Here is an 18,645-nt window from a genome sequence, read left to right as displayed (position 1 = left end):
TGGTATCAGGGGGGAGACTTGAACTCCCGACCTCCGGCTTATGAGACCAGCGCTCTAACCAGCTGAGCTACCCTGACACAAAGTTAAAAAAAGAAGTATGAATTATACCAAATAAATTCTTATTTTAACTTTAAACATTTTTATTATAAATCAAATTTAGCCTAAATTTTGCATTATATAGACCCAAAATGGCATTGAAATAATACTAAAAATTAATCCAAAGGCAACTGAACTAACTGCTAAATTTGAATCCATTTTTGCTTTCATAACCATTGCACAAACTATCGTAGCTGTTGGCATGGTAGTTTCTAAAAATGCAATTTTAAGGCTATTTGTAATTTCAAAACCAAGAGATTTAAAAAGTATAATGAAAATTAATGGAGCTATTATCATTTTACATAAAATTACAACCATAGTTTGTTTATAAGAGCTTTTTATAGCACCAAATCCAAGACTTAATCCAATGGCAAATAACGCAACTGGTGTGGCAGCATCTCCTAGCATTATAATAGGTTTAAAAATAAAATCAGGAATATCTATAATTTTAAGTCCTATTCCAAGCAAAAGTCCGTAAAATGGTGGAAAAGAAAAGATTTTTTTAATACTATTTATAAGGCTAAATTTTTCATTTGAGCCAAGTGATAAAATAAGTGGCACAAATAAAGATATCGGTAAAGCACCAGCTAATGCATCATAAAATATAACTTCACCAATAGCACTTGGTGTGCCTATAACACCTTCAACTATTGGCATTCCAACAAATAATGTATTTCCAAAAGATGATAACACTACAACTGAAACCAAAGTCGCTTTTGAAAACCCGCAAATTTTTCCTATTACAAATGAGATAAAAGCTGCTAATGATGTAGAAATAAATCCTGTAAAAATAAGCGAAATTAAAGTTAAGTCGATTTGTAGATGGTAAATTCTATTAAATATCAAACACGGAGTTGCAAAAATTATCGCAAAGTCAAAAAACATCCTAGTTTGTTTTTGTTTTAAAATTTTAGCTTTTTTTGCTATATAACCTCCACCAAGTATCATAAAAATGGCAAATAAAGGTTCAAAAACCATAATTATCCTTTTTTAAAAATTAAAGTTGGAAATATAATATTTTCAATCTAAATTTACACTTAAATTTAAAAAATTTATATTAAAATATTTTTTAAAAAATTTGTTAAAATTCTTTTTTAAATTTAAAATTATAAATAGAGGACTTTATATCATAAGCTCTGTTTTATGGCTATTTTTTGTTAAAAAAAAACAAAGCGTAAATAAATATGATATTTTAGGTCTGTTTTTGTGTATTAGTTGAGCTTTGGTGATAATTAGCGGAATTTTTAAAAAAGCTTTTAGATATTTTGATATAATTGTCTTAAAAAAAATAGGAAGTTTATGAAAATTTTAGTCTCGTCTTTGGAGCCATCGGCAAATTTGCATTTAGGATATATTTTAAAAAATCTTGAAAATTATGAGCTAAAAGGTATTTTTGATCCAAAATTTGGAGAACCTCTACTTGCAAGTAGTGAGTTTAGTGCTATGGGATTTGTTGAAGTTTTACCACTTATTTTTAAAGCAAAAAGAGCTATAAAAGAAATGGTAAAGCTCGCCAAAGAATGTGATGTGGTGCTTTTAATAGATAGTCCAGCGTTTAATCTCCCACTTGCAAAAGCATTAAAAAAAGAGGGAGTAAAGGCAAAAATTACTTATTATATTTTGCCGCAAGTTTGGGCGTGGAAGAAAAAAAGAGTAAAAAAAGTAGAAGCATTTTGTGATAATTTGGCCTCAATATTGCCTTTTGATGAAAAATTCTATTCAAAATCAACCTTTGTAGGACATCCGCTTTTAGATCAGATTAAGAGCTTTAAAGATGACTATACTCCTAAAAAAATCATCTCTTTTTTGCCCGGTTCAAGAAAAGCTGAGATAAAAAGACTTATGCCTATTTTTAGAGAATTAGTTTGTAAATTTGATGATGATTTTACTAAAATTTTAGTTACTCCACCAAGTTTAAAAGACGATGAAATTTATGGAGATACAAGTGGATTTGTGATTAGTACAAATACTCATGAATCTTTGCAAAAAAGTGATTTTGCTTTTATTTGCTCAGGAACTGCAACACTTGAATCAGCCTTAATTGGAACACCTTTTGTGCTTTGCTATAAAGCTAGGGAGATTGATTTTTTCATAGCTAAGAATTTTGTTAAAATAAAACATATTGGCTTAGCAAATATATTTTATGATTTTATGGGCAAATCCGAACTTCATAAAGAGCTTTTACAAGGTGATGTAACGGCTTTAAATTTATATAAAGCGTATTTAGAGTGTGATATTAATAAATTTAAAGAGGCAAAAGATGAGTTGAAAAAATATTTGAAATTTGGAAGTGCAAAAAATGTAGCTCAAATTTTAAAAACAAGTATAATTAATAAAAAATAAAAAAATAAAAAAATAAAAAAAGGAAAAAATTATGGCAAGAGAACCTATGACAATTTATGGATATGAAAAGCTATCAAATGAACTTAAACACTTAACTTTGGTTGAAAGACCTAATGTTGCAGAAGAAATTGATATTGCAAGAAGTCATGGAGACTTAAAAGAAAATGCTGAGTATCATGCAGCTAGAGAAAAGCAAAGTTTTATGGAAGGAAAAATTGCAGAAATTAGCAGTATTTTGGCAAAAGCCGAAGTAATTGATCCTAGCACATATATCCATGATAAAGTTAAATTTGGCTCAACTGTTAAATTTTTAGATGTAGAAACTGAGCGTGAGAAAACCTATACAATAGTTGGAAGTAGTGAAAGCGATATAAGTAGAGGACTAATTAGCATTAATACTCCTCTTGCAAGGCAACTTTTAGGAAAAGCAGAGGGGGATTACATATCTTTAAATCTTCCAAATGGAACAAGTGAAGTTGAAATTTTAGAAGTTTTTTATAAAGAAATTAAATTTTAGGCAATATTATGAAAAATGTAGGAATTATAGGTGTTAGCGGGTATACTGGATTTGAACTTTTACGGCTTATACTAAATCATCCAAAATTAAATTTAACTTATTTAGCAGCTACTAAAAAATCTAAGATAGATGAAATTTTTCCATCTTTAAAGGGTGTTTTAGACTTTGATGTTGAGGTTGCAGATGCTAAAACAGCAGCTCAAAAATGTGATTTAGTTTTTTTAGCACTCCCTCATAAAGCATCAATGGAATTTGCTAAAGAAATTCTAAAATATAATATAAAGGTTGTTGATTTATCAGCTGATTATAGAGTAAGCTTAGAAAATTATGAAAAAAACTATACTACACATTTAGATAAAGAAAATCTAAAAAATGCAGTTTATGGTTTAGTTGAAATAAATAGAAATTTTATAAAAGGTGCCAAACTTGTTGCAAATCCAGGATGCTATCCAACAGCAACTTTGCTTGCCACACTTCCATTTATTGAGTATTTAGAACCAAGTATATTTGTTGATGCAAAAAGTGGAGTAAGTGGAGCTGGAAAAAGCCTAAAAGAAACAAGTCATTTTATAAGTGTTAATGAAAATATAAACGCTTATGCCCCACTTACTCATAGACATGCAGATGAAATAAAAGAAAAACTTGAAATCGCATCTAAAAAAAACATAAATTTGATGTTTGTTCCACATTTAGTTCCTATAACAAGAGGAATGTTGGTTAGTGTATTTGGCACCTTAAAACAAGATTGTGATGCTTTTGAAGTGCTAAATAATTTTTATAAAAATGAAAAATTTATTAGAATAAGACAAAATCCAGTCAGTGTAAAAGATACTGCGGGGACGCATTTTTGTGATATTTGTGTCAAAACAAAAAATAATCAAATTTGGATAAACTCAAGCATTGATAATTTGTTAAGAGGAGCTAGCTCGCAAGCTTTGGCAAATGCAAATTTGATGCTTGGTTTTGATGAAAGCTTAGGACTTAATAAATTTGCTTATGGAGTTTAAACTACTTGAAAATGCTATTTTTATAGGTGATTGTCACGAAAATAAAAATAAGCATTTTTTTTTAAATTTTTTAAAGTTTTTGGATGAAAAAAATCCAAAAATTTCACAAATTTTTTTAATGGGTGATATTTTTGATTTTTTAACAAACACAGATTTTGTAAAAAATTTTTATGAAAAAGAGATAGAGTTGTTAAACAAACTTTCAAAAAAATATGAAATTTACTATCTTGAAGGAAATCATGATTTTAATTTAAGTGAAATTTTTAAAAATATTAAGGTTTTTAAAAATAGTGCTCAACCAGTTTTTTTTACAGATGAATTTAATCATAAAATAGCCTTAGCGCATGGAGATATTTTTTTACCTTTTTTTACACAAAAAATTTTGCTTTTTTTAAGAAATAAAGTTTTTTTAAAGATTATGAATTTAATTGATAAAATTTTATATTATAAAATTTCAAAAGCTATTTTAAAATCTCAGGAGAATAAAATTTTATATAAAAAATTTATAAATTTTAATAAATACATAGAAAAAAAACTATTAAACTACAACGCAGATTATGTTATAGAAGGGCATTATCATCAAGATGTATTTTTTAAATTTGAAAAAAAAAGTTATTTTAACCTTAACTCTTTTGCGGTAGAGCCTAAGGCCTATAAAGTAAAATTTGAAAATAAAAATTTAATTTTAAAGCCATTTGAGTATAATTATAAAAATTTATAAAGGAAAATTATGATAAAACTTTGTGTGTTTGACTTTGATAATACGCTGATGGACGGAGAGACTATCAGTTTTTTAGCAAGGGCTGTAAATAAAGAAAAAGAGGTTGAAGAAATCACTAAAAAAGCAATGGCTGGTGAGCTAGACTTTTTTGAGAGCTTAAAACAAAGAGTTAGTTTTTTAAAAGGCGTAAGCTTAGATGAGATTATAAAAACAGTGGAAAAACTACCTTTTATAAAAGGCGCAAAAGAGATAATTTCATATTTAAAACAAAAAGGCATTACTGTTGTTGTTTTTAGTGGTGGATATCATGTTGCTACTGATTTAGCAAAAATAAAGCTTGGGTTTGATGCAAGTTTTGCAAACTACTTGCATGAAAAAAATGGTATTTTAACCGGTGAAGTTGGTGGAGAGATGATGTTTGGATACTCAAAAGGTAAGGTTTTAAAAGAGCTTATGGATTTAATGAATCTAAAAAAAGATGAAGTTATGTGTGTGGGTGATGGAGCAAATGATATTTCTATGTTTAATGAAGCTGGTATGGGAATAGCTTTTTGCGCAAATGAAGTTCTAAAAAAACATGCAACACATTGTATTGATGAAAAAGACTTAGAAAGGATAAAAAAATATGTATGATGGTAATTTTTCACTTTGGTGCGATTTTGTAGAAAGAGATTTTATAAGCGGTGAGTTTAAAGAACTCTTAAAAAATGGGGCAATAAATGGTGCGACTTCAAACCCTAGTATTTTTAAAAATGCGATTTTAAGCTCACCTGCATATAAAGAGCAAATTTCAAAATATTTACATAAAAAACCAAAAGAAATTTATGAAATTTTAGCAACTTCAGATATTCGTTTAGCTGCTGAGGCGATGCTTAAAAACTATGTAGAAAAAAACGATGGATTTATAAGCTTAGAAGTTGATCCGACTCTAAGTTGTAGTGCAAAAGAGACATATAAAGAGGGAAAAAGACTTTATGCAAGCATTGGTATGCCAAATGTTATGATAAAAGTTCCAGCAACAGATGAGGGATTTGAAGCTATGAGTGATCTTTTATCAAAAGGTATAAATGTAAATGCAACACTTATTTTTTCTCCAAATCAAACTAAAAAATGCCTTGAAGCTTTTAAAAATGGAACTAAAAAATTTAAAAAAAGATTTCCAGGAGCAACTTTACCAAAAGCTGTTATCAGCATATTTGTAAGTAGATTTGATAGATTAATGGATGAAAAATTTGCCACTTTAAATATCCCAACTGCAAAACTTGGAATTTATAATGCAACAAAATGTTATTATGAGGTGCAAAATTTTGGATTATCAAATGTAAGAGCTTTGTTTGCAAGTACTGGAGTTAAAGGTGATAACTTAAAACCATCTTACTATGTTGATGAGCTTATGTTTGAAAACTCAGTAAACACAGCTCCGCTTAATACAATAAAAGAGTTTTTAAAAGGCGAGAAAAAAGTTATAAAACCAGCTAGTGATGAAGTTATAAATGAGTTTTTTGATCTTTTAAAGCAAAAAGAGATAAATATAAAAGAAATTTATAAAGAGCTTTTAGAAGATGGACTAAAACAGTTTGAAGTTGCATTTGATGAAATTCTAAACAATTTAAAAGGAGAGTAAAATGAGCGATAATCCATATATTAAATTTCTTAATAAATACCTCGAAGCTCTTGTAGACCACGGTGGAAGTGACCTTCACTTAAAGGCAACCTCTTTAATAAGAGGAAGAATTAACGGAAAAATTGTAAATTTTGGTGATAGAATTTTAACAAAAGAAGAAGCAGAAGAACTTGCAAAAGCCTTAGTTGGTAAAAGATATAATGAGCTTGATGATAAAAAAAGCTTAGATTTTACATATATTTTAAATGATGATTATAGATTTCGTGTAAATTTATTTTTACAAATTAGTGGCATAAGTGCTGTTTTTAGAACGATTCCAAGACATATTCCAAAAATGGAAGAGCTTCTTTTACCACCTGTTTTAAAAAAAATAGCTGATGAGACACTAATGGGACTTGTTTTAGTAACTGGTCCAACAGGAAGTGGTAAAACAACTACAATTGCAAGTATGATAAATCATATAAATCATACAAGGCAAAACCACATAGTAACTATTGAAGATCCAGTTGAGTTTGTTTTTGATGATGCAAAGTGTGTTATAAATCAAAGAGCTATTGGGCAAGACTGCAATACTTTTGCCGATTCATTAAGGGCTGCATTAAGAGAAGACCCCGATATTATATTTGTTGGCGAGATGAGAGACTTAGAAACAATTGAAACTGCACTTCACGCAGCTGAAACTGGACACCTTGTTTTATCAACACTTCACACACTTGATGCAAAAGAGAGCATTAATAGGGTTATTTCCATGTTTGAGGGTGAAGAACAAAATAGAATAAGAATAGCTTTTGCTTCTGTTTTGCAAGCTGTTATTTCTCAAAGATTAGTTGCTACAACAGATAATAAAAGAAGAGCGGCGGTTGAGGTTTTAAGAAGAAGTGTTAGAATTAGGGATATGATTTTAGAAGATAGAGTAGGCGAAGTAACAGATGCAATAAAAGAGGGAAGAAATATCTACGGAACCCAAACATTTGATCAACACTTGCTTGATCTGTTTAAAGATGGAATTATCACAAGAGAAGAAGCACTTGATAAAAGCTCAAATAGGGCTGACTTAGAAATCAACATTAAAAATATTGAGCTTGAAAGAAAAAGTAAAGCTGGCGAAGCAGATGAGGCTGATGAGATAAAACTTAAAGATATAAGATAAAATTTAGCCAAATTTTGGTATCATCCAAAATTCATTTTATTAAAAAGGAAAAAGATGTTAGAAGGTATTATTAGAGAGAGTATCGGTAAAAAAGCTGCAAAAGCTTTAAAAAGAGATGGTTATCTAATCGCAAATATCTATGCAAAAGGTATAGATAATATCTATGCTGCGTTTAAAACAAACGATTTTATGAAGTATGTAAGAGATAAAGAAAATCTTGCATTTGAAATAAAAGTAGATGGTAAAACATATAAAGTAATCGTTGAAGAGTATCAAAAAGATCCTGTTTTAAACACATTAACTCATGTTGATTTAAGAGTTGTATTAGATGATGTGGTTTCAAAATACTATATTCCAGTAAAAGTTAGTGGAACTCCAATAGGTTTAAAAAATAAAGGTATTTTAGTTCAGCTAAAAAGAAGATTAAGAGTTCATTGCAAAGGAAAAGATCTTCCAAATAGCTTTAATATAGATGTAACTTCACTTGATACAGGTGATTCTATGCTTGTAAGAGATATAAAGGCTCCTGAAAATGTAACTATTTTAGATGGAAATGATGTTGCTGTAGCTGGAGTTTTCTCAGCGTAAAATGATTCTTGTAGTTGGTCTTGGAAATCCTGGCAAAAACTATGATCTAACAAGACACAATATCGGATTTATGGTAATTGACAAGCTAAAAGATAGTTCTTTTAGCTTGGAAAGTTCTACTAAATTTCAAGGAGAGCTTTATAAAAAAGGCTCTCTTTTACTTCTTAAACCACTTACTTTCATGAACCTAAGCGGAAATAGCGTAAAGGCTGTAAATGACTTCTATAAGCCTGAAAAAATTATAGTAATTCATGATGATTTAGATCTTAAATTTGGTGCTATAAAGTTCAAAAAAGGTGGAAGTAGTGGTGGGCATAATGGCATAAAGTCAATTGATAATTTAATTGGCAATGAGTATGAAAGAGTAAGAATTGGCATAGGAAATGATAAAAAAAATGTAATTAATCATGTTTTATCTAAATTTAATGATGATGAGGCAAAAAATTTGGATGAAATTTTAAACTATGCTAAAATTGCAACTTTGGAGCTTGTAAAAAACGACCTTACAAGCGTTAGAAATAAATTTACAACAAAAGAAATTATAAAGTGAAAATATATTTAAAATATGTAAGCCTTGTTTATATAAAATACTTTTTCATACTTTTTGTGGCACTTGAATGCTTTTATGTTGGCATTGATATACTTTTAAACTTAAAAGATTTGCCATCAAGTGCAAACTTAATACTTCTTTATGTTGGATTTACTGCTATGAGTGGTGTTGGATATATTTTGCCACTTAGTTTAATTTTTGCTTTGATACTTGAGTTTTTTAATATGATAAGAAACAATGAGTTAATAAGCTTTTATGCCTTAGGGTTGTCTAAATTTAGCCTTTTAAAAGGCCCTTTTTTTATTTCACTTATAATAACTTTATTTTTTATATATTTAAATACAACATCATTTGTTTATTCAAATGGATATAGAGACAATCTTGAAAATTTAAGTATGGTTGGCAAAGTAAGTAGTGGTGTTTTTTTAAAATATGAAGACACTTATCTTTACATAAAAGAATTTAATGCCCTTGCTAAAGCTGCAAAAGATATAAATATAATTAAGGTAAAAGACTCTAAAGTGCAAAATTTATCTCATGCAAAAAGTGCAATTTATGATAATGAAAAATGGACTTTTTTTGATGATGAGGGAGTTATTTTACCGCTTGATTTAACAATAGGCAAAGATGGTTTTACTAGATTTAAAAGATCAAAATTTCAAAGCCTTTATGGCTTTGATCCATCAAGTATAGAAAAAGTTTATGATAACTCAAATGTTTATTCTATAAAAGATGCATTAAAAGCAATTAAAAGCTTTAAAAACCAAGGTGTAAATATAAGTTCTATCAAATCAGCCCTTTATAGCCTTGTTTTTTCACCATTTTTTGCCTCTATTATGCTTGTAATTTTATTTTATCACTTCCCAGTAACTAATAGATTTCACAATCTTGCCATTTTAAGCTTTATATTTTTTATAGTAACGCTTTTAATTTGGGGCACTATATTCGTACTCACAAGATTTTGCATAACAGGCGTTATAGTGCCTGAAATTGGCATAATATTGCCGATTATTTTACTTGGACTATATGCTATTTCTTTGGTGTTTAGAAACATTTAAGTAAATTTTAAGTAAAATCTACTCTAAATTTAAAAAAACAGAAGGTTCAATGTGATTGATATAAAAAATTACGAAAATTTAGCCAAAACTTATAAAACCCCACTTTATATTTACGATTTTGATAAAATTAAAAATAATTATTTAGATTTAAAAGAAGCATTTAGAGCAAGAAAATCTTTAATTTGTTATGCTGTTAAGGCAAATTCAAATTTGAGCATTTTAAAGCTTTTAGCAGATCTTGGAAGTGGTTTTGACTGCGTTAGTTTTAACGAAGTTAAGAAAGCTTTAATAGCTGGAGCAAGCAGATATAAAATAATATTTTCTGGTGTTGGAAAAACTGATGATGAGATAGAAAATGCCTTAAAAGAAGACATTTTAATGTTAAATATTGAAAGCTTTGAAGAGCTTTTAAATGTTGAAAAAATAGCAAAGAGTTTAAATTTAAAAGCTAGAATTAGCGTTAGAGTAAATCCAAATATTAATCCTAAAACCCATCCTTATATTTCAACTGGACTTAAAGAAAATAAATTTGGTGTTAGCATAAACGAGGCTAGGAAAATTTACATTTATGCTAAAAAAAGTGAATTTTTAGAAAGTATTGGAATTCACTTCCATATTGGATCGCAACTAAGTGATGCTACTCCGATTTTAGAATCAGCAAAACTTGTATCGAACCTAATGCGAGAGTTAAAAGCTTTGGAAATTGATATTAAATTTTTTGATATTGGTGGGGGAATTGGCATAAAATATACTGATGAAAAAACTATAAATTTATATGAGTATGCTCAAGGAGTTTTAAAAGCATTAGATGGGCAAGACTGTACGATTGTTTGTGAGCCTGGAAGAAGTATTGTAGCAAATGCAGGTGAAATGCTTGTAAAAGTTTTATATAAAAAAGAAAACGATGGTAAGAACTTTTTAATTGTAGATGGTGCTATGAATGACCTTCTAAGACCAAGCTTATATAATGCATTTCATAATATTGTTTCTTTAAAAGATAGCCAAGATTTGGTAAATTTTGACATAGTAGGACCAATTTGTGAAAGTGGTGATTTTTTAGGAAAAGATAGATATTTACCAAATTTAGATAAAGGTGATTTGCTTGTTGTAAAAGATGTGGGAGCTTATGGTTTTTCAATGTCAAGTAACTATAACTCAAGGTTAAAACCTGCTGAAGTTGCTTTGATAAATGGTGAAGCAAAACTCATTAGAAAAAGACAAAGCTTTGAAGATTTGATAAAAGATGAAAGAGTTTAAATGCAAAATATCGATGATTTAAGAACCTGTATTGATAAGGTTGATGATGAGATAGTAAGGCTTTTAAATGAGAGAATGGGTTATGTTAAAAAAATAGGCGAACTTAAAAATGCAGCAAGAAGCCATATTTATAGGCCTGAAAGAGAAAAAGCCATTATTTCAAGAGTTGAGAGTATTAGCAAGCTTGATAAAAAATCAATCGAAGCTGTTTTCTTTGAAATTTTTTCTATTTCTAGAAATTTGGAAAAACCTCAAAGTGTGGCATTTTTAGGACCATTTGGAACCTACTCTCATCAAGCTGCAAAAAGTAGGTTTGGAGCTATTAGTAATTATATTGCACTTTCAGATATCGAAGCTGTTTTTAAAGCTTTAAAAAATAAAGAGGCAAAATATGGTGTCGTGCCTATTGAAAATAACACAGAAGGCGGAGTTGGAGTTACATTTGACTGCCTTGGCGTTTATAAAGATATAAAAGTTGTTGCCGAGCTTTATCTTGATATTCATCACTCATTTGCTAGTAGATATGAGAGTCTTTCAGAGATTAAAAAAATTTATTCTCATCCACAAGGCTATAATCAATGTTTAAAATTTTTAGAAGAACATGGTCTTAATGAGGTCCAGTTTATACCTACAAAATCAACTGCTTTAGCTGCACAAATGGTTATGTCCGAGCCAAATTCAGCGGCAATTTGCTCTAAAATAGCTGCAAATTTATACAATGTTCCTATTATGTTTGAAAAAATAGAAGATAATCTTTCAAATAAAACGCGCTTTTTTATATTAAGTGATTTTAAAAATGAAAGAACAAGCAAAGATAAAACTTCCATTATGGTTAAGACTGATCACAGTCCAGGAGCTTTGGTTGATTTTTTATCAATGTTTAGAAATGAGGGAATTAATCTAACAAAGCTTGAAAGCAGGCCAATTAAGAAAAAAGATTTTAATGTAAATTTCTATATTGATTTTGAAGGACATATTGATGATGAAAGAGTTAAAAAAGTTTTAAATCTAGCAAAAGAAAAAGGAAATGAAATTATGTGGCTTGGAAGCTATATGAATGAGGAGATAAAATGATATTTAATGCACATTTAAGCGAGATTAAAAGCTATGAGCCAGGAAAACCAATCGAGCTAATAATTAGAGAATATGGCATAAAACAAAACGACATTATAAAACTTGCTAGCAATGAAAACCCGCAAGGAACTTCAAAATTAGTTCAAAGAGCAATAAAACAAAACGCAAAATTTGCAAATTTATATCCTGATGATTCTATGTTTGAACTAAAAGAGGCTTTATCAAAAAAATATAATGTCACTTCAAATAATATAATCATTGGCTCAGGAAGCGATCAAGTAATAGAGTTTTTAATACATGCAAAAGCTAATCAAAACTCAGCAATCCTAACAGCCAAAACAACATTTTCAATGTATGAAATTTATGCAAAACATGTTGGCGCAAAAGTTTATAAAACACCTTCAGATACACATAATTTAGATGAATTCTTAGAAGTCTTTAAAAAGCATCAAAATGAAATTTCAATTATATTTTTATGCGTTCCAAATAACCCGCTTGGTGAGTGTTTAGATGCAGATGAGATTTATAAATTTATTGAAAAAATTGATAAAAATACTCTTATTGTGATTGATGGGGCGTATAATGAATTTGCCAAATTTAAAGATATTAAAAAATTTATAGATCCTAAAAAAATATCCGAATATGAAAATGTTATTTATCTAGGAACTTTTTCAAAGCTTTATGGTCTTGGTGGGATGAGAGTAGGATATGGCGTTGCAAATGAAAATATCATAAGCAATCTTTCTAAGTTAAGAGCTCCTTTTAATATAACAACTCTTAGTTTAAAAGCTGCTACTACTGTTTTAGAAGATGAAAGCTATATTAAAAAAACTTTAAAAAACAATTTTAAAGAGATGAAGAGATATGAAAAATTTGCAAAAAAACATAATATTAAATTTATTCCAAGTTACACAAATTTTATAACCTTTTTTGTTAAAAACAGTAGTGAAATTTGTGATAGCTTACTAAAAAAAGGAATAATTCTAAGAAATTTAAAGAGCTATGAATTAGACGCTATTCGTATAACAATAGGGCTTAGAGCTCAAAATAAAAGAGTTTTAAAAGAACTTGAAGGACTACTTTAAAGGGAGTTGGTTTGGATATTAAAAACAAAAGCTTAGATGAATTAAAACTTCTTTGCGAAGATATAAGAAAAAGAATTTTAGATGTTGTTAGTCACAATGGCGGGCATCTTAGTTCAAATATTGGAGCAGTAGAGCTAATTGTTGCAATGCATTATGTCTTTGACGCTAAAAAAGATCCCTTTATTTTCGATGTAAGTCACCAAAGCTACACTCACAAACTTTTAACCAAGCGTTGGGATGAATTTTCTACTATTAGGCAGTTTGGAGGGCTTAGTGGATATACAAAACCTAGCGAAAGTGAGTTTGATTATTTTATAGCAGGACATAGCTCAACTTCAATTTCTCTTTTAGTAGGAGCTGCAAAAGCTATAAAGCTTAAAAATGAAGATAGGCTTCCAGTAGCGCTTATTGGCGATGGAGCAATGAGTGCAGGTATGGTTTATGAAGCTTTAAATGAGTTAGGTGATAGAAAATATCCTTGCGTTATAATTTTAAATGATAATGAAATGAGCATAAGTAAACCGATAGGTGCACTAAGCAAGTATTTAAGCCAAAAAATGGCTGAGCCATTATATATGAATTTTAGAAACTTTATAAAAGATTTTGTATCTAAAAACCTACCAGAGAGTGCTTCATATTTAGCAAAAAGATTTGAAGAGAGTTTAAAATTAATTACTCCTGGTCTTTTGTTTGAAGAGCTTGGACTTAAATATATAGGTCCAGTTGATGGACATAATTTAGAGGCTTTAATAAAAACACTTAAAACAGCTAAAAAGCTAAATAAGCCAGTTGTTGTTCATGCTCAGACACTAAAAGGAAAAGGCTATAATTATGCCGAAGGATTTGATGCAAAATGGCATGGTGTTAGCCCATTTGATTTAAAAAGTGGAAAAAGCTTTAAAAAAACAGGCAAAAAATCAGCCACAGCTATTTACTCTTTAAATTTATTAAATTTAGCTAAAAAGTATGATAATATTGTAGGTGTTACTGCTGCTATGCCAACTGGAACAGGTATGGATGCATTAATTGATGCTTTTCCAGAGCGCTTTTGGGATGTGGCAATTGCCGAACAACATGCAGTAACTTCAATGGCTGCAATGGCAAAAGAGGGCTTTAAGCCTTATATTACGATTTATTCTACATTTATGCAAAGAGCCTATGATCAAGTAATACATGATTGTGCGATTATGAACTTAAATGTTGTAATTGCCATGGATAGAGCAGGGATTGTGGGTGAAGATGGAGAAACTCATCAAGGAGCTTTTGATATAAGTTTTTTAAACGCGGTTCCAAACATCACTATGATTTCTCCACGCGATGAAGCAAGTTTTAAAGAAATTTTAGATTATTCCTATAAGCATAAAGGCGTTTTAGCAATTCGCTATCCAAGAGGAAGCTTTATTTTAGATAATGAGTTTAAACCCTGTGAAATAAAGCTAGGAAAAGGTGAAATTTTAATAGATAAAAAGGCAAATATAAGCTTTTTAGGTTATGGAAATGCTGTTGGAAAAGCTTACAAGGTTTTAGAAAGTCTTGATGATGATATAAATTTAATAAATTTAATTTTTGCAAAACCTATCGATGAAGAACTTCTTTTGGATTTGGCAAATTATAGTAAAGTTTGGTATATTTTTAGCGATAGTGTAAAAAAAGGTGGATTACTAGAGATCATTTCAGCTTTTTTACAAGAAAAAGAAATTTTTGATGTAAGAGTAAAAAGTTTTGAATACGATGATGTTTTCATAACTCATGGAAATACAAATTTGGTTGAAGATAGCCTTGGCATAAGTATTGATAAGATAAAAAATTTTATACAAAAAGATAAAATTTTACATAATAAACCTAATTTAAAGAACTTTTGATAGAATTATAATTAATTAAAAAACTCATAAGGACTTTGTAATGCAATATATTGATTTACTAAAAGATAGTGGTTTAAAAGCAACTCCGCAAAGACTTTGCATTTTAAAAACTCTTGCTAAACACACTCATCCAACAATTGATGAGCTATATGATGATATAAAAAAAGATTATCCGTCAATTTCATTGGCAACTGTTTATAAAAATCTAGGAACTTTACTTGATTGTGGTTTAGTTATGGAGATTTCAAGACCAAATTTAAAGTCTAAATTTGATATTAAAGAAAAGCCACATATTCATATCGTTTGTAAAAAATGTGGATATGTAAAAGACTGTGATTGTGAAACTTCAGACTTAAAAAACTATCATAAAATTTTAGAAAAAAATACAAATACTAAAATAAAAGATTTAAACATAACAGCTTTTGTTGAAGAGTGCCAAAACTGCAAAAATTAGTTTATTTTTCGTAAAGGAGAGTTGATATATCGTGCGTAAATTTTTACTTAAAAATGATGATATCTTAAATATTCTTTATGAAAATAATATCTTAGTAGTGAAATCAAACATATCCCAATTTTGCACTAAATTTACAAAATTTGAAAAAATAATATATTCAAAAAAAGATGAAAAATATTTCATCACAACTTATAATTTTGATAAAAAAACTAAATTTGAAGCTTTAACTTCAAAAGATGAATATAAAAAAGCATTAAAAATATCCCCTGTTATAAATAAACAAAGTTATAAATTTAGCATAGAAGGTAGTGATTTTATTTTAGATGATTATAAGGATTTTGCTATTTTAGAATTTGATAATAAAGAAAGCAATTTTAATTTACCTACTATCTTTGAAAATATAGATATGAAAGAAATCATAGATGAGAAATTCTATGATGAATTATTTTTTTACAAAAAAGCATATTTAAAACTTGATAATAAAAAAACTATTCAAGTTTTAAAAACTTTACCTTTTTTAAAGCTTGTTTTTCCTGATGATATTGATGCTTATGAGGCTTTTTTAATCTTAATCAACCAATTCAATTTTCAGTATTTAAGTACTTTCGAAAAATATACTTTGACAAAAAACAGTGATTTTTTATATGATTTAAGACAAAAAACAATTGAAATTTTATCACTTTTAAACGAATTTAAGGACATTATAGATGATGAAATTTTTATAAATTTAAAAACTTTATTAAAGCAAAATTTAGATAACATAGATGAAATTTATAAATTTAAAAGCTTGATTGATTATTTTAAAACTATAAGTTACTCTAAAAAAACAGTTAATAGTCTAGAGTTTGTTTTAAAAAATCAAAATGAGTTTGTTGGTTTTAAAAAAGATTTGAATTATGAGGTTTTTTTAGAGGATTTTAATGGCTTTTATAAAAAAGATAGTAAAATTCTTAAAGAATTTGTAGCTAGAAAAATAAGATTTAATCTTGTTTTAGTTCAGAAAAAATTTAATAAATTATCAAGTGAGTCTTTAAACAGTGAATTTTTTGAGTTTAAAATTTTTATTGACAGTTTAAAATCTTTATTAAAAAGCTTTTATTTGGTTTTTGATATTAAAATAATAAAAAAAATATACAAAGAAGTTTTGAAGCTAAGTATTCGCCTTGATGATTTATATGATAGAAACAGTTGGTGTGAAATAATAAATTTATATGACAAAGGTGAAAATAAAGCTTTTTTGAAAGAACAAAAAGACGAAATTTCAGTTTTTATGTTTGAGCTAAGAAGCAAACTAATAGATGAAAAACCAAAATTTATAGATGAAGCTAGAAAATCCTCTAAAGTTTTAAAAGTATATTATAAAAAGGAAATTTATGAAAAATCAAAATAAAATCATTGATATGTTTAACAAAATAGCTCCAACATACGATAAAGCAAATAAAGCTATGAGTTTTGGCATAGATGAAAGTTGGAGAAAAGAAGCTTGTGCTGCAATTTTAGCAAAGTTTATAAATAATGATTTAAGTATAGCTGATGTTGCTTGTGGAACAGGCGATATGATGAGACTTTGGAGCGATATGTCAAAAGGTTATAATTCAAACATAACTTCTTTAATAGGTATTGATCCAAGTAGCGGAATGCTTGAAGTTGCCAAAACTAAATTTCCAAATTTTAAATTTATACAAGCCGATGCAGCAAATACAACTCTAGAAGATAAAAGCGTAGATGTTATAAGTATAAGTTATGGTATAAGAAATGTTGTTGAAAGAGTAAAGGCCTTAGAAGAGTTTAATAGAATTTTAAAGCTTGGTGGGTATTTAGTTGTTTTAGAGTTTGCAAAACCTGATAAAAAGGGCATTATATCAAAAGCAAGAGATTTTTATGTTTCAAAAATACTTCCAAAAATTGGTGGATTTATTTCTAAAAACAAAGAAGCTTATGAGTATTTGCCTGATTCAATAGAGAATTTTTTAGATAAAGAAAGCTTTGTAAGAGAGCTCAATGGCGCAGGTTTTGAAAGCGAGCTTGTAAAAAGTTATAGCTTTGATATTTCTACATTATTTATTGTTAAAAAAGTAAAAGATTTATGATTATAAGTGTATCTGAGCTAAATGAACAGGCTAAAACTTTACTTGAGCTTAATTTATCAAATTTGAATGTAAAAGGTGAAATTTCTCGCCTTACAAAGCATTCATCAGGACATTGGTATTTTACCCTAAAAGACAAAGACGCATCTGTATCTTGTGCAATGTTTAGATTTAATAACCAGCTTGTCAAATTTGATCCAAAAGACGGTGATGAGGTTATTTTAGAGGCAAGTGCAAGTATTTATAAAGAAAGTGGCAGGTATCAACTTATTGTAAAATCCATGAAAGAAGCAGGAACTGGTGATTTAGAAAAAGCTTTTTTAGAATTAAAAGAAAAACTTTTTAAAGAGGGGCTTTTTAGCCAAGATTACAAAAAACCACTTCCTAAATTTCCAAGTAAAATTGCCGTTATTACAAGTATTGGATCGGCTGCTTATGAAGACATTATAAAAACTGCTACAAATAGATTTAATCTTTGCAAACTTTATTTTTACAACTCACTTGTTCAGGGAAGTTTAGCTGCAAATGATCTTACAAAAGCTCTAAAAAAGGCTGATTTAGAGGGTTTTGATGCTATAGTTTTAGCAAGAGGCGGAGGAAGTAAAGAGGATTTATGGTGTTTTAATGATGAAAGCTTAGCAAGGGCTATATATGAAGCAAAAACGCCTATTATTTCAGCTGTTGGACATGAAATAGATTTCAGCATAAGTGATTTTGTGGCTGATCATAGAAGTATTACACCAACGGCATCAATGATTGATTTACTTCCTGATAAAAATGAACTTATTCAAAAAATAGATAATTTTGAGACAAATTTAAAAAAAGCAATAAAAGAGCGTTTTTTAAATGCTAAAAATAAAGTTTTAAATTTAGAGCTAAGTTTTAAAAAAATAGCACTTAATTCAAAAATAGAGATGAGCTTTACAAACCTGAAAGATATAGAGCATAAATTAAATTTTGCAATTCAAGGCAAAATTTCAAAATTTGAAAGTGATTTAGCTATAAAAAAAGCACTTTTAGAGGAAAAAAATCATTTCTTTAGCATTACTAAAAATTTAATTCAAGTTCAAAAAGATGGTAAAAATATCTCTTTAAATGATCTTGAAAATGGTGATATAATAACGTTATACTCACAAACAACAAGCAAAAAAGCAACTATTATTTAAATAATT

General features: G+C 28.4%; 19 protein-coding genes and 1 tRNA gene. 18 read left to right on the top strand and 2 right to left on the bottom strand.

From position 1 onward, the window contains the following. Both CURT_RS08265 and CURT_RS08260 read right to left on the bottom strand, forming a co-directional pair. A tRNA-Met gene (locus CURT_RS08265) sits at positions 1–77 on the bottom strand. Between the two features lie 79 nt (positions 78–156). Continuing rightward, complete coding sequence (locus tag CURT_RS08260; RefSeq protein WP_026320349.1) at positions 157–1,077, bottom strand: AEC family transporter; 921 nt, start codon at positions 1,075–1,077, stop codon at positions 157–159. A gap of 318 nt (positions 1,078–1,395) precedes the next feature. Here CURT_RS08260 and lpxB point away from each other — a divergent pair, with 318 nt between their 5' ends. From lpxB to xseA, 18 genes are read left to right on the top strand one after another with little or no spacing between them, the layout of a single operon-like run. Next, positions 1,396–2,439, top strand: coding sequence for a lipid-A-disaccharide synthase (lpxB, locus tag CURT_RS08255; protein WP_018713606.1), 1,044 nt, complete (start codon positions 1,396–1,398; stop codon positions 2,437–2,439). Between the two features lie 31 nt (positions 2,440–2,470). Continuing rightward, positions 2,471–2,956, top strand: coding sequence for a transcription elongation factor GreA (gene greA, locus CURT_RS08250; RefSeq protein ID WP_018713605.1), 486 nt, complete (start codon positions 2,471–2,473; stop codon positions 2,954–2,956). Between the two features lie 8 nt (positions 2,957–2,964). Beyond that, positions 2,965–3,963 (top strand): N-acetyl-gamma-glutamyl-phosphate reductase, encoded by a 999-nt coding sequence (argC, locus tag CURT_RS08245; protein WP_018713604.1) that lies wholly within the window; start codon positions 2,965–2,967, stop codon positions 3,961–3,963. Then, positions 3,953–4,684, top strand: a complete 732-nt coding sequence (locus CURT_RS08240) for a UDP-2,3-diacylglucosamine diphosphatase (RefSeq protein WP_018713603.1) — start codon at positions 3,953–3,955, stop codon at positions 4,682–4,684. Before argC ends, CURT_RS08240 begins: the two co-directional genes overlap by 11 nt. 9 nt (positions 4,685–4,693) lie before the next feature. Beyond that, complete coding sequence (serB, locus tag CURT_RS08235) at positions 4,694–5,317, top strand: phosphoserine phosphatase SerB (protein ID WP_018713602.1); 624 nt, start codon at positions 4,694–4,696, stop codon at positions 5,315–5,317. Then, complete coding sequence (locus tag CURT_RS08230; RefSeq protein WP_018713601.1) at positions 5,310–6,308, top strand: transaldolase; 999 nt, start codon at positions 5,310–5,312, stop codon at positions 6,306–6,308. Before serB ends, CURT_RS08230 begins: the two co-directional genes overlap by 8 nt. A 1-nt stretch (position 6,309) precedes the next feature. Beyond that, positions 6,310–7,458 (top strand): type IV pilus twitching motility protein PilT, encoded by a 1,149-nt coding sequence (locus CURT_RS08225; RefSeq protein ID WP_018713600.1) that lies wholly within the window; start codon positions 6,310–6,312, stop codon positions 7,456–7,458. 54 nt (positions 7,459–7,512) lie between these two features. Beyond that, complete coding sequence (locus CURT_RS08220) at positions 7,513–8,046, top strand: 50S ribosomal protein L25/general stress protein Ctc (protein WP_018713599.1); 534 nt, start codon at positions 7,513–7,515, stop codon at positions 8,044–8,046. A gap of 1 nt (position 8,047) precedes the next feature. Beyond that, complete coding sequence (pth, locus tag CURT_RS08215; RefSeq protein ID WP_018713598.1) at positions 8,048–8,596, top strand: aminoacyl-tRNA hydrolase; 549 nt, start codon at positions 8,048–8,050, stop codon at positions 8,594–8,596. Next, on the top strand, positions 8,593–9,654 hold the full coding sequence (locus CURT_RS08210) for an LptF/LptG family permease (RefSeq protein ID WP_018713597.1): 1,062 nt from the start codon (positions 8,593–8,595) through the stop codon (positions 9,652–9,654). The genes pth and CURT_RS08210 overlap by 4 nt, the downstream gene beginning before the upstream one ends. Before the next feature lie 51 nt (positions 9,655–9,705). Then, a complete protein-coding gene (gene lysA, locus CURT_RS08205; protein ID WP_018713596.1) occupies positions 9,706–10,911 on the top strand; it encodes a diaminopimelate decarboxylase in 1,206 nt (401 codons plus the stop codon). After that, positions 10,912–11,985 (top strand): prephenate dehydratase, encoded by a 1,074-nt coding sequence (gene pheA / locus CURT_RS08200; protein WP_018713595.1) that lies wholly within the window; start codon positions 10,912–10,914, stop codon positions 11,983–11,985. It begins immediately after the preceding gene. Continuing rightward, positions 11,982–13,070 (top strand): histidinol-phosphate transaminase, encoded by a 1,089-nt coding sequence (hisC, locus tag CURT_RS08195; protein WP_018713594.1) that lies wholly within the window; start codon positions 11,982–11,984, stop codon positions 13,068–13,070. Before pheA ends, hisC begins: the two co-directional genes overlap by 4 nt. 11 nt (positions 13,071–13,081) lie before the next feature. Next, a complete protein-coding gene (gene dxs, locus CURT_RS08190; RefSeq protein ID WP_018713593.1) occupies positions 13,082–14,932 on the top strand; it encodes a 1-deoxy-D-xylulose-5-phosphate synthase in 1,851 nt (616 codons plus the stop codon). A gap of 40 nt (positions 14,933–14,972) precedes the next feature. Continuing rightward, positions 14,973–15,386, top strand: a complete 414-nt coding sequence (locus tag CURT_RS08185) for a Fur family transcriptional regulator (protein WP_018713592.1) — start codon at positions 14,973–14,975, stop codon at positions 15,384–15,386. A 31-nt stretch (positions 15,387–15,417) separates the two neighbouring features. Continuing rightward, entirely contained in the window at positions 15,418–16,776 is a 1,359-nt protein-coding gene (locus CURT_RS08180) for a hypothetical protein (RefSeq protein ID WP_018713591.1), read from the top strand. Further along, on the top strand, positions 16,760–17,476 hold the full coding sequence (gene ubiE / locus CURT_RS08175) for a bifunctional demethylmenaquinone methyltransferase/2-methoxy-6-polyprenyl-1,4-benzoquinol methylase UbiE (RefSeq protein WP_018713590.1): 717 nt from the start codon (positions 16,760–16,762) through the stop codon (positions 17,474–17,476). The genes CURT_RS08180 and ubiE overlap by 17 nt, the downstream gene beginning before the upstream one ends. After that, positions 17,473–18,639 (top strand): exodeoxyribonuclease VII large subunit, encoded by a 1,167-nt coding sequence (xseA, locus tag CURT_RS08170; protein ID WP_018713589.1) that lies wholly within the window; start codon positions 17,473–17,475, stop codon positions 18,637–18,639. Before ubiE ends, xseA begins: the two co-directional genes overlap by 4 nt. Positions 18,640–18,645 lie beyond the last annotated feature (6 nt).

Origin of the sequence: Campylobacter ureolyticus, from assembly GCF_013372225.1 — a bacterium.
GTDB classification, from domain to species: Bacteria; Campylobacterota; Campylobacteria; order Campylobacterales; family Campylobacteraceae; genus Campylobacter_B; species Campylobacter_B ureolyticus.
This window is presented reverse-complemented; position numbering and strand designations above follow the sequence as displayed.

Bases quoted from the DNA above. Each gene is read 5' to 3' on its own strand.
- lpxB (WP_018713606.1), top strand. From the start codon at position 1,396: ATGAAAATTTTAGTCTCGTCTTTGGAGCCATCGGCAAATTTGCATTTA.
- greA (WP_018713605.1), top strand. From the start codon at position 2,471: ATGGCAAGAGAACCTATGACAATTTATGGATATGAAAAGCTATCAAAT.
- argC (WP_018713604.1), top strand. From the start codon at position 2,965: ATGAAAAATGTAGGAATTATAGGTGTTAGCGGGTATACTGGATTTGAA.
- CURT_RS08240 (WP_018713603.1), top strand. From the start codon at position 3,953: ATGGAGTTTAAACTACTTGAAAATGCTATTTTTATAGGTGATTGTCAC.
- serB (WP_018713602.1), top strand. From the start codon at position 4,694: ATGATAAAACTTTGTGTGTTTGACTTTGATAATACGCTGATGGACGGA.
- CURT_RS08230 (WP_018713601.1), top strand. From the start codon at position 5,310: ATGTATGATGGTAATTTTTCACTTTGGTGCGATTTTGTAGAAAGAGAT.
- CURT_RS08225 (WP_018713600.1), top strand. From the start codon at position 6,310: ATGAGCGATAATCCATATATTAAATTTCTTAATAAATACCTCGAAGCT.
- CURT_RS08220 (WP_018713599.1), top strand. From the start codon at position 7,513: ATGTTAGAAGGTATTATTAGAGAGAGTATCGGTAAAAAAGCTGCAAAA.
- pth (WP_018713598.1), top strand. From the start codon at position 8,048: ATGATTCTTGTAGTTGGTCTTGGAAATCCTGGCAAAAACTATGATCTA.
- pheA (WP_018713595.1), top strand. From the start codon at position 10,912: ATGCAAAATATCGATGATTTAAGAACCTGTATTGATAAGGTTGATGAT.
- hisC (WP_018713594.1), top strand. From the start codon at position 11,982: ATGATATTTAATGCACATTTAAGCGAGATTAAAAGCTATGAGCCAGGA.
- CURT_RS08185 (WP_018713592.1), top strand. From the start codon at position 14,973: ATGCAATATATTGATTTACTAAAAGATAGTGGTTTAAAAGCAACTCCG.
- ubiE (WP_018713590.1), top strand. From the start codon at position 16,760: ATGAAAAATCAAAATAAAATCATTGATATGTTTAACAAAATAGCTCCA.
- xseA (WP_018713589.1), top strand. From the start codon at position 17,473: ATGATTATAAGTGTATCTGAGCTAAATGAACAGGCTAAAACTTTACTT.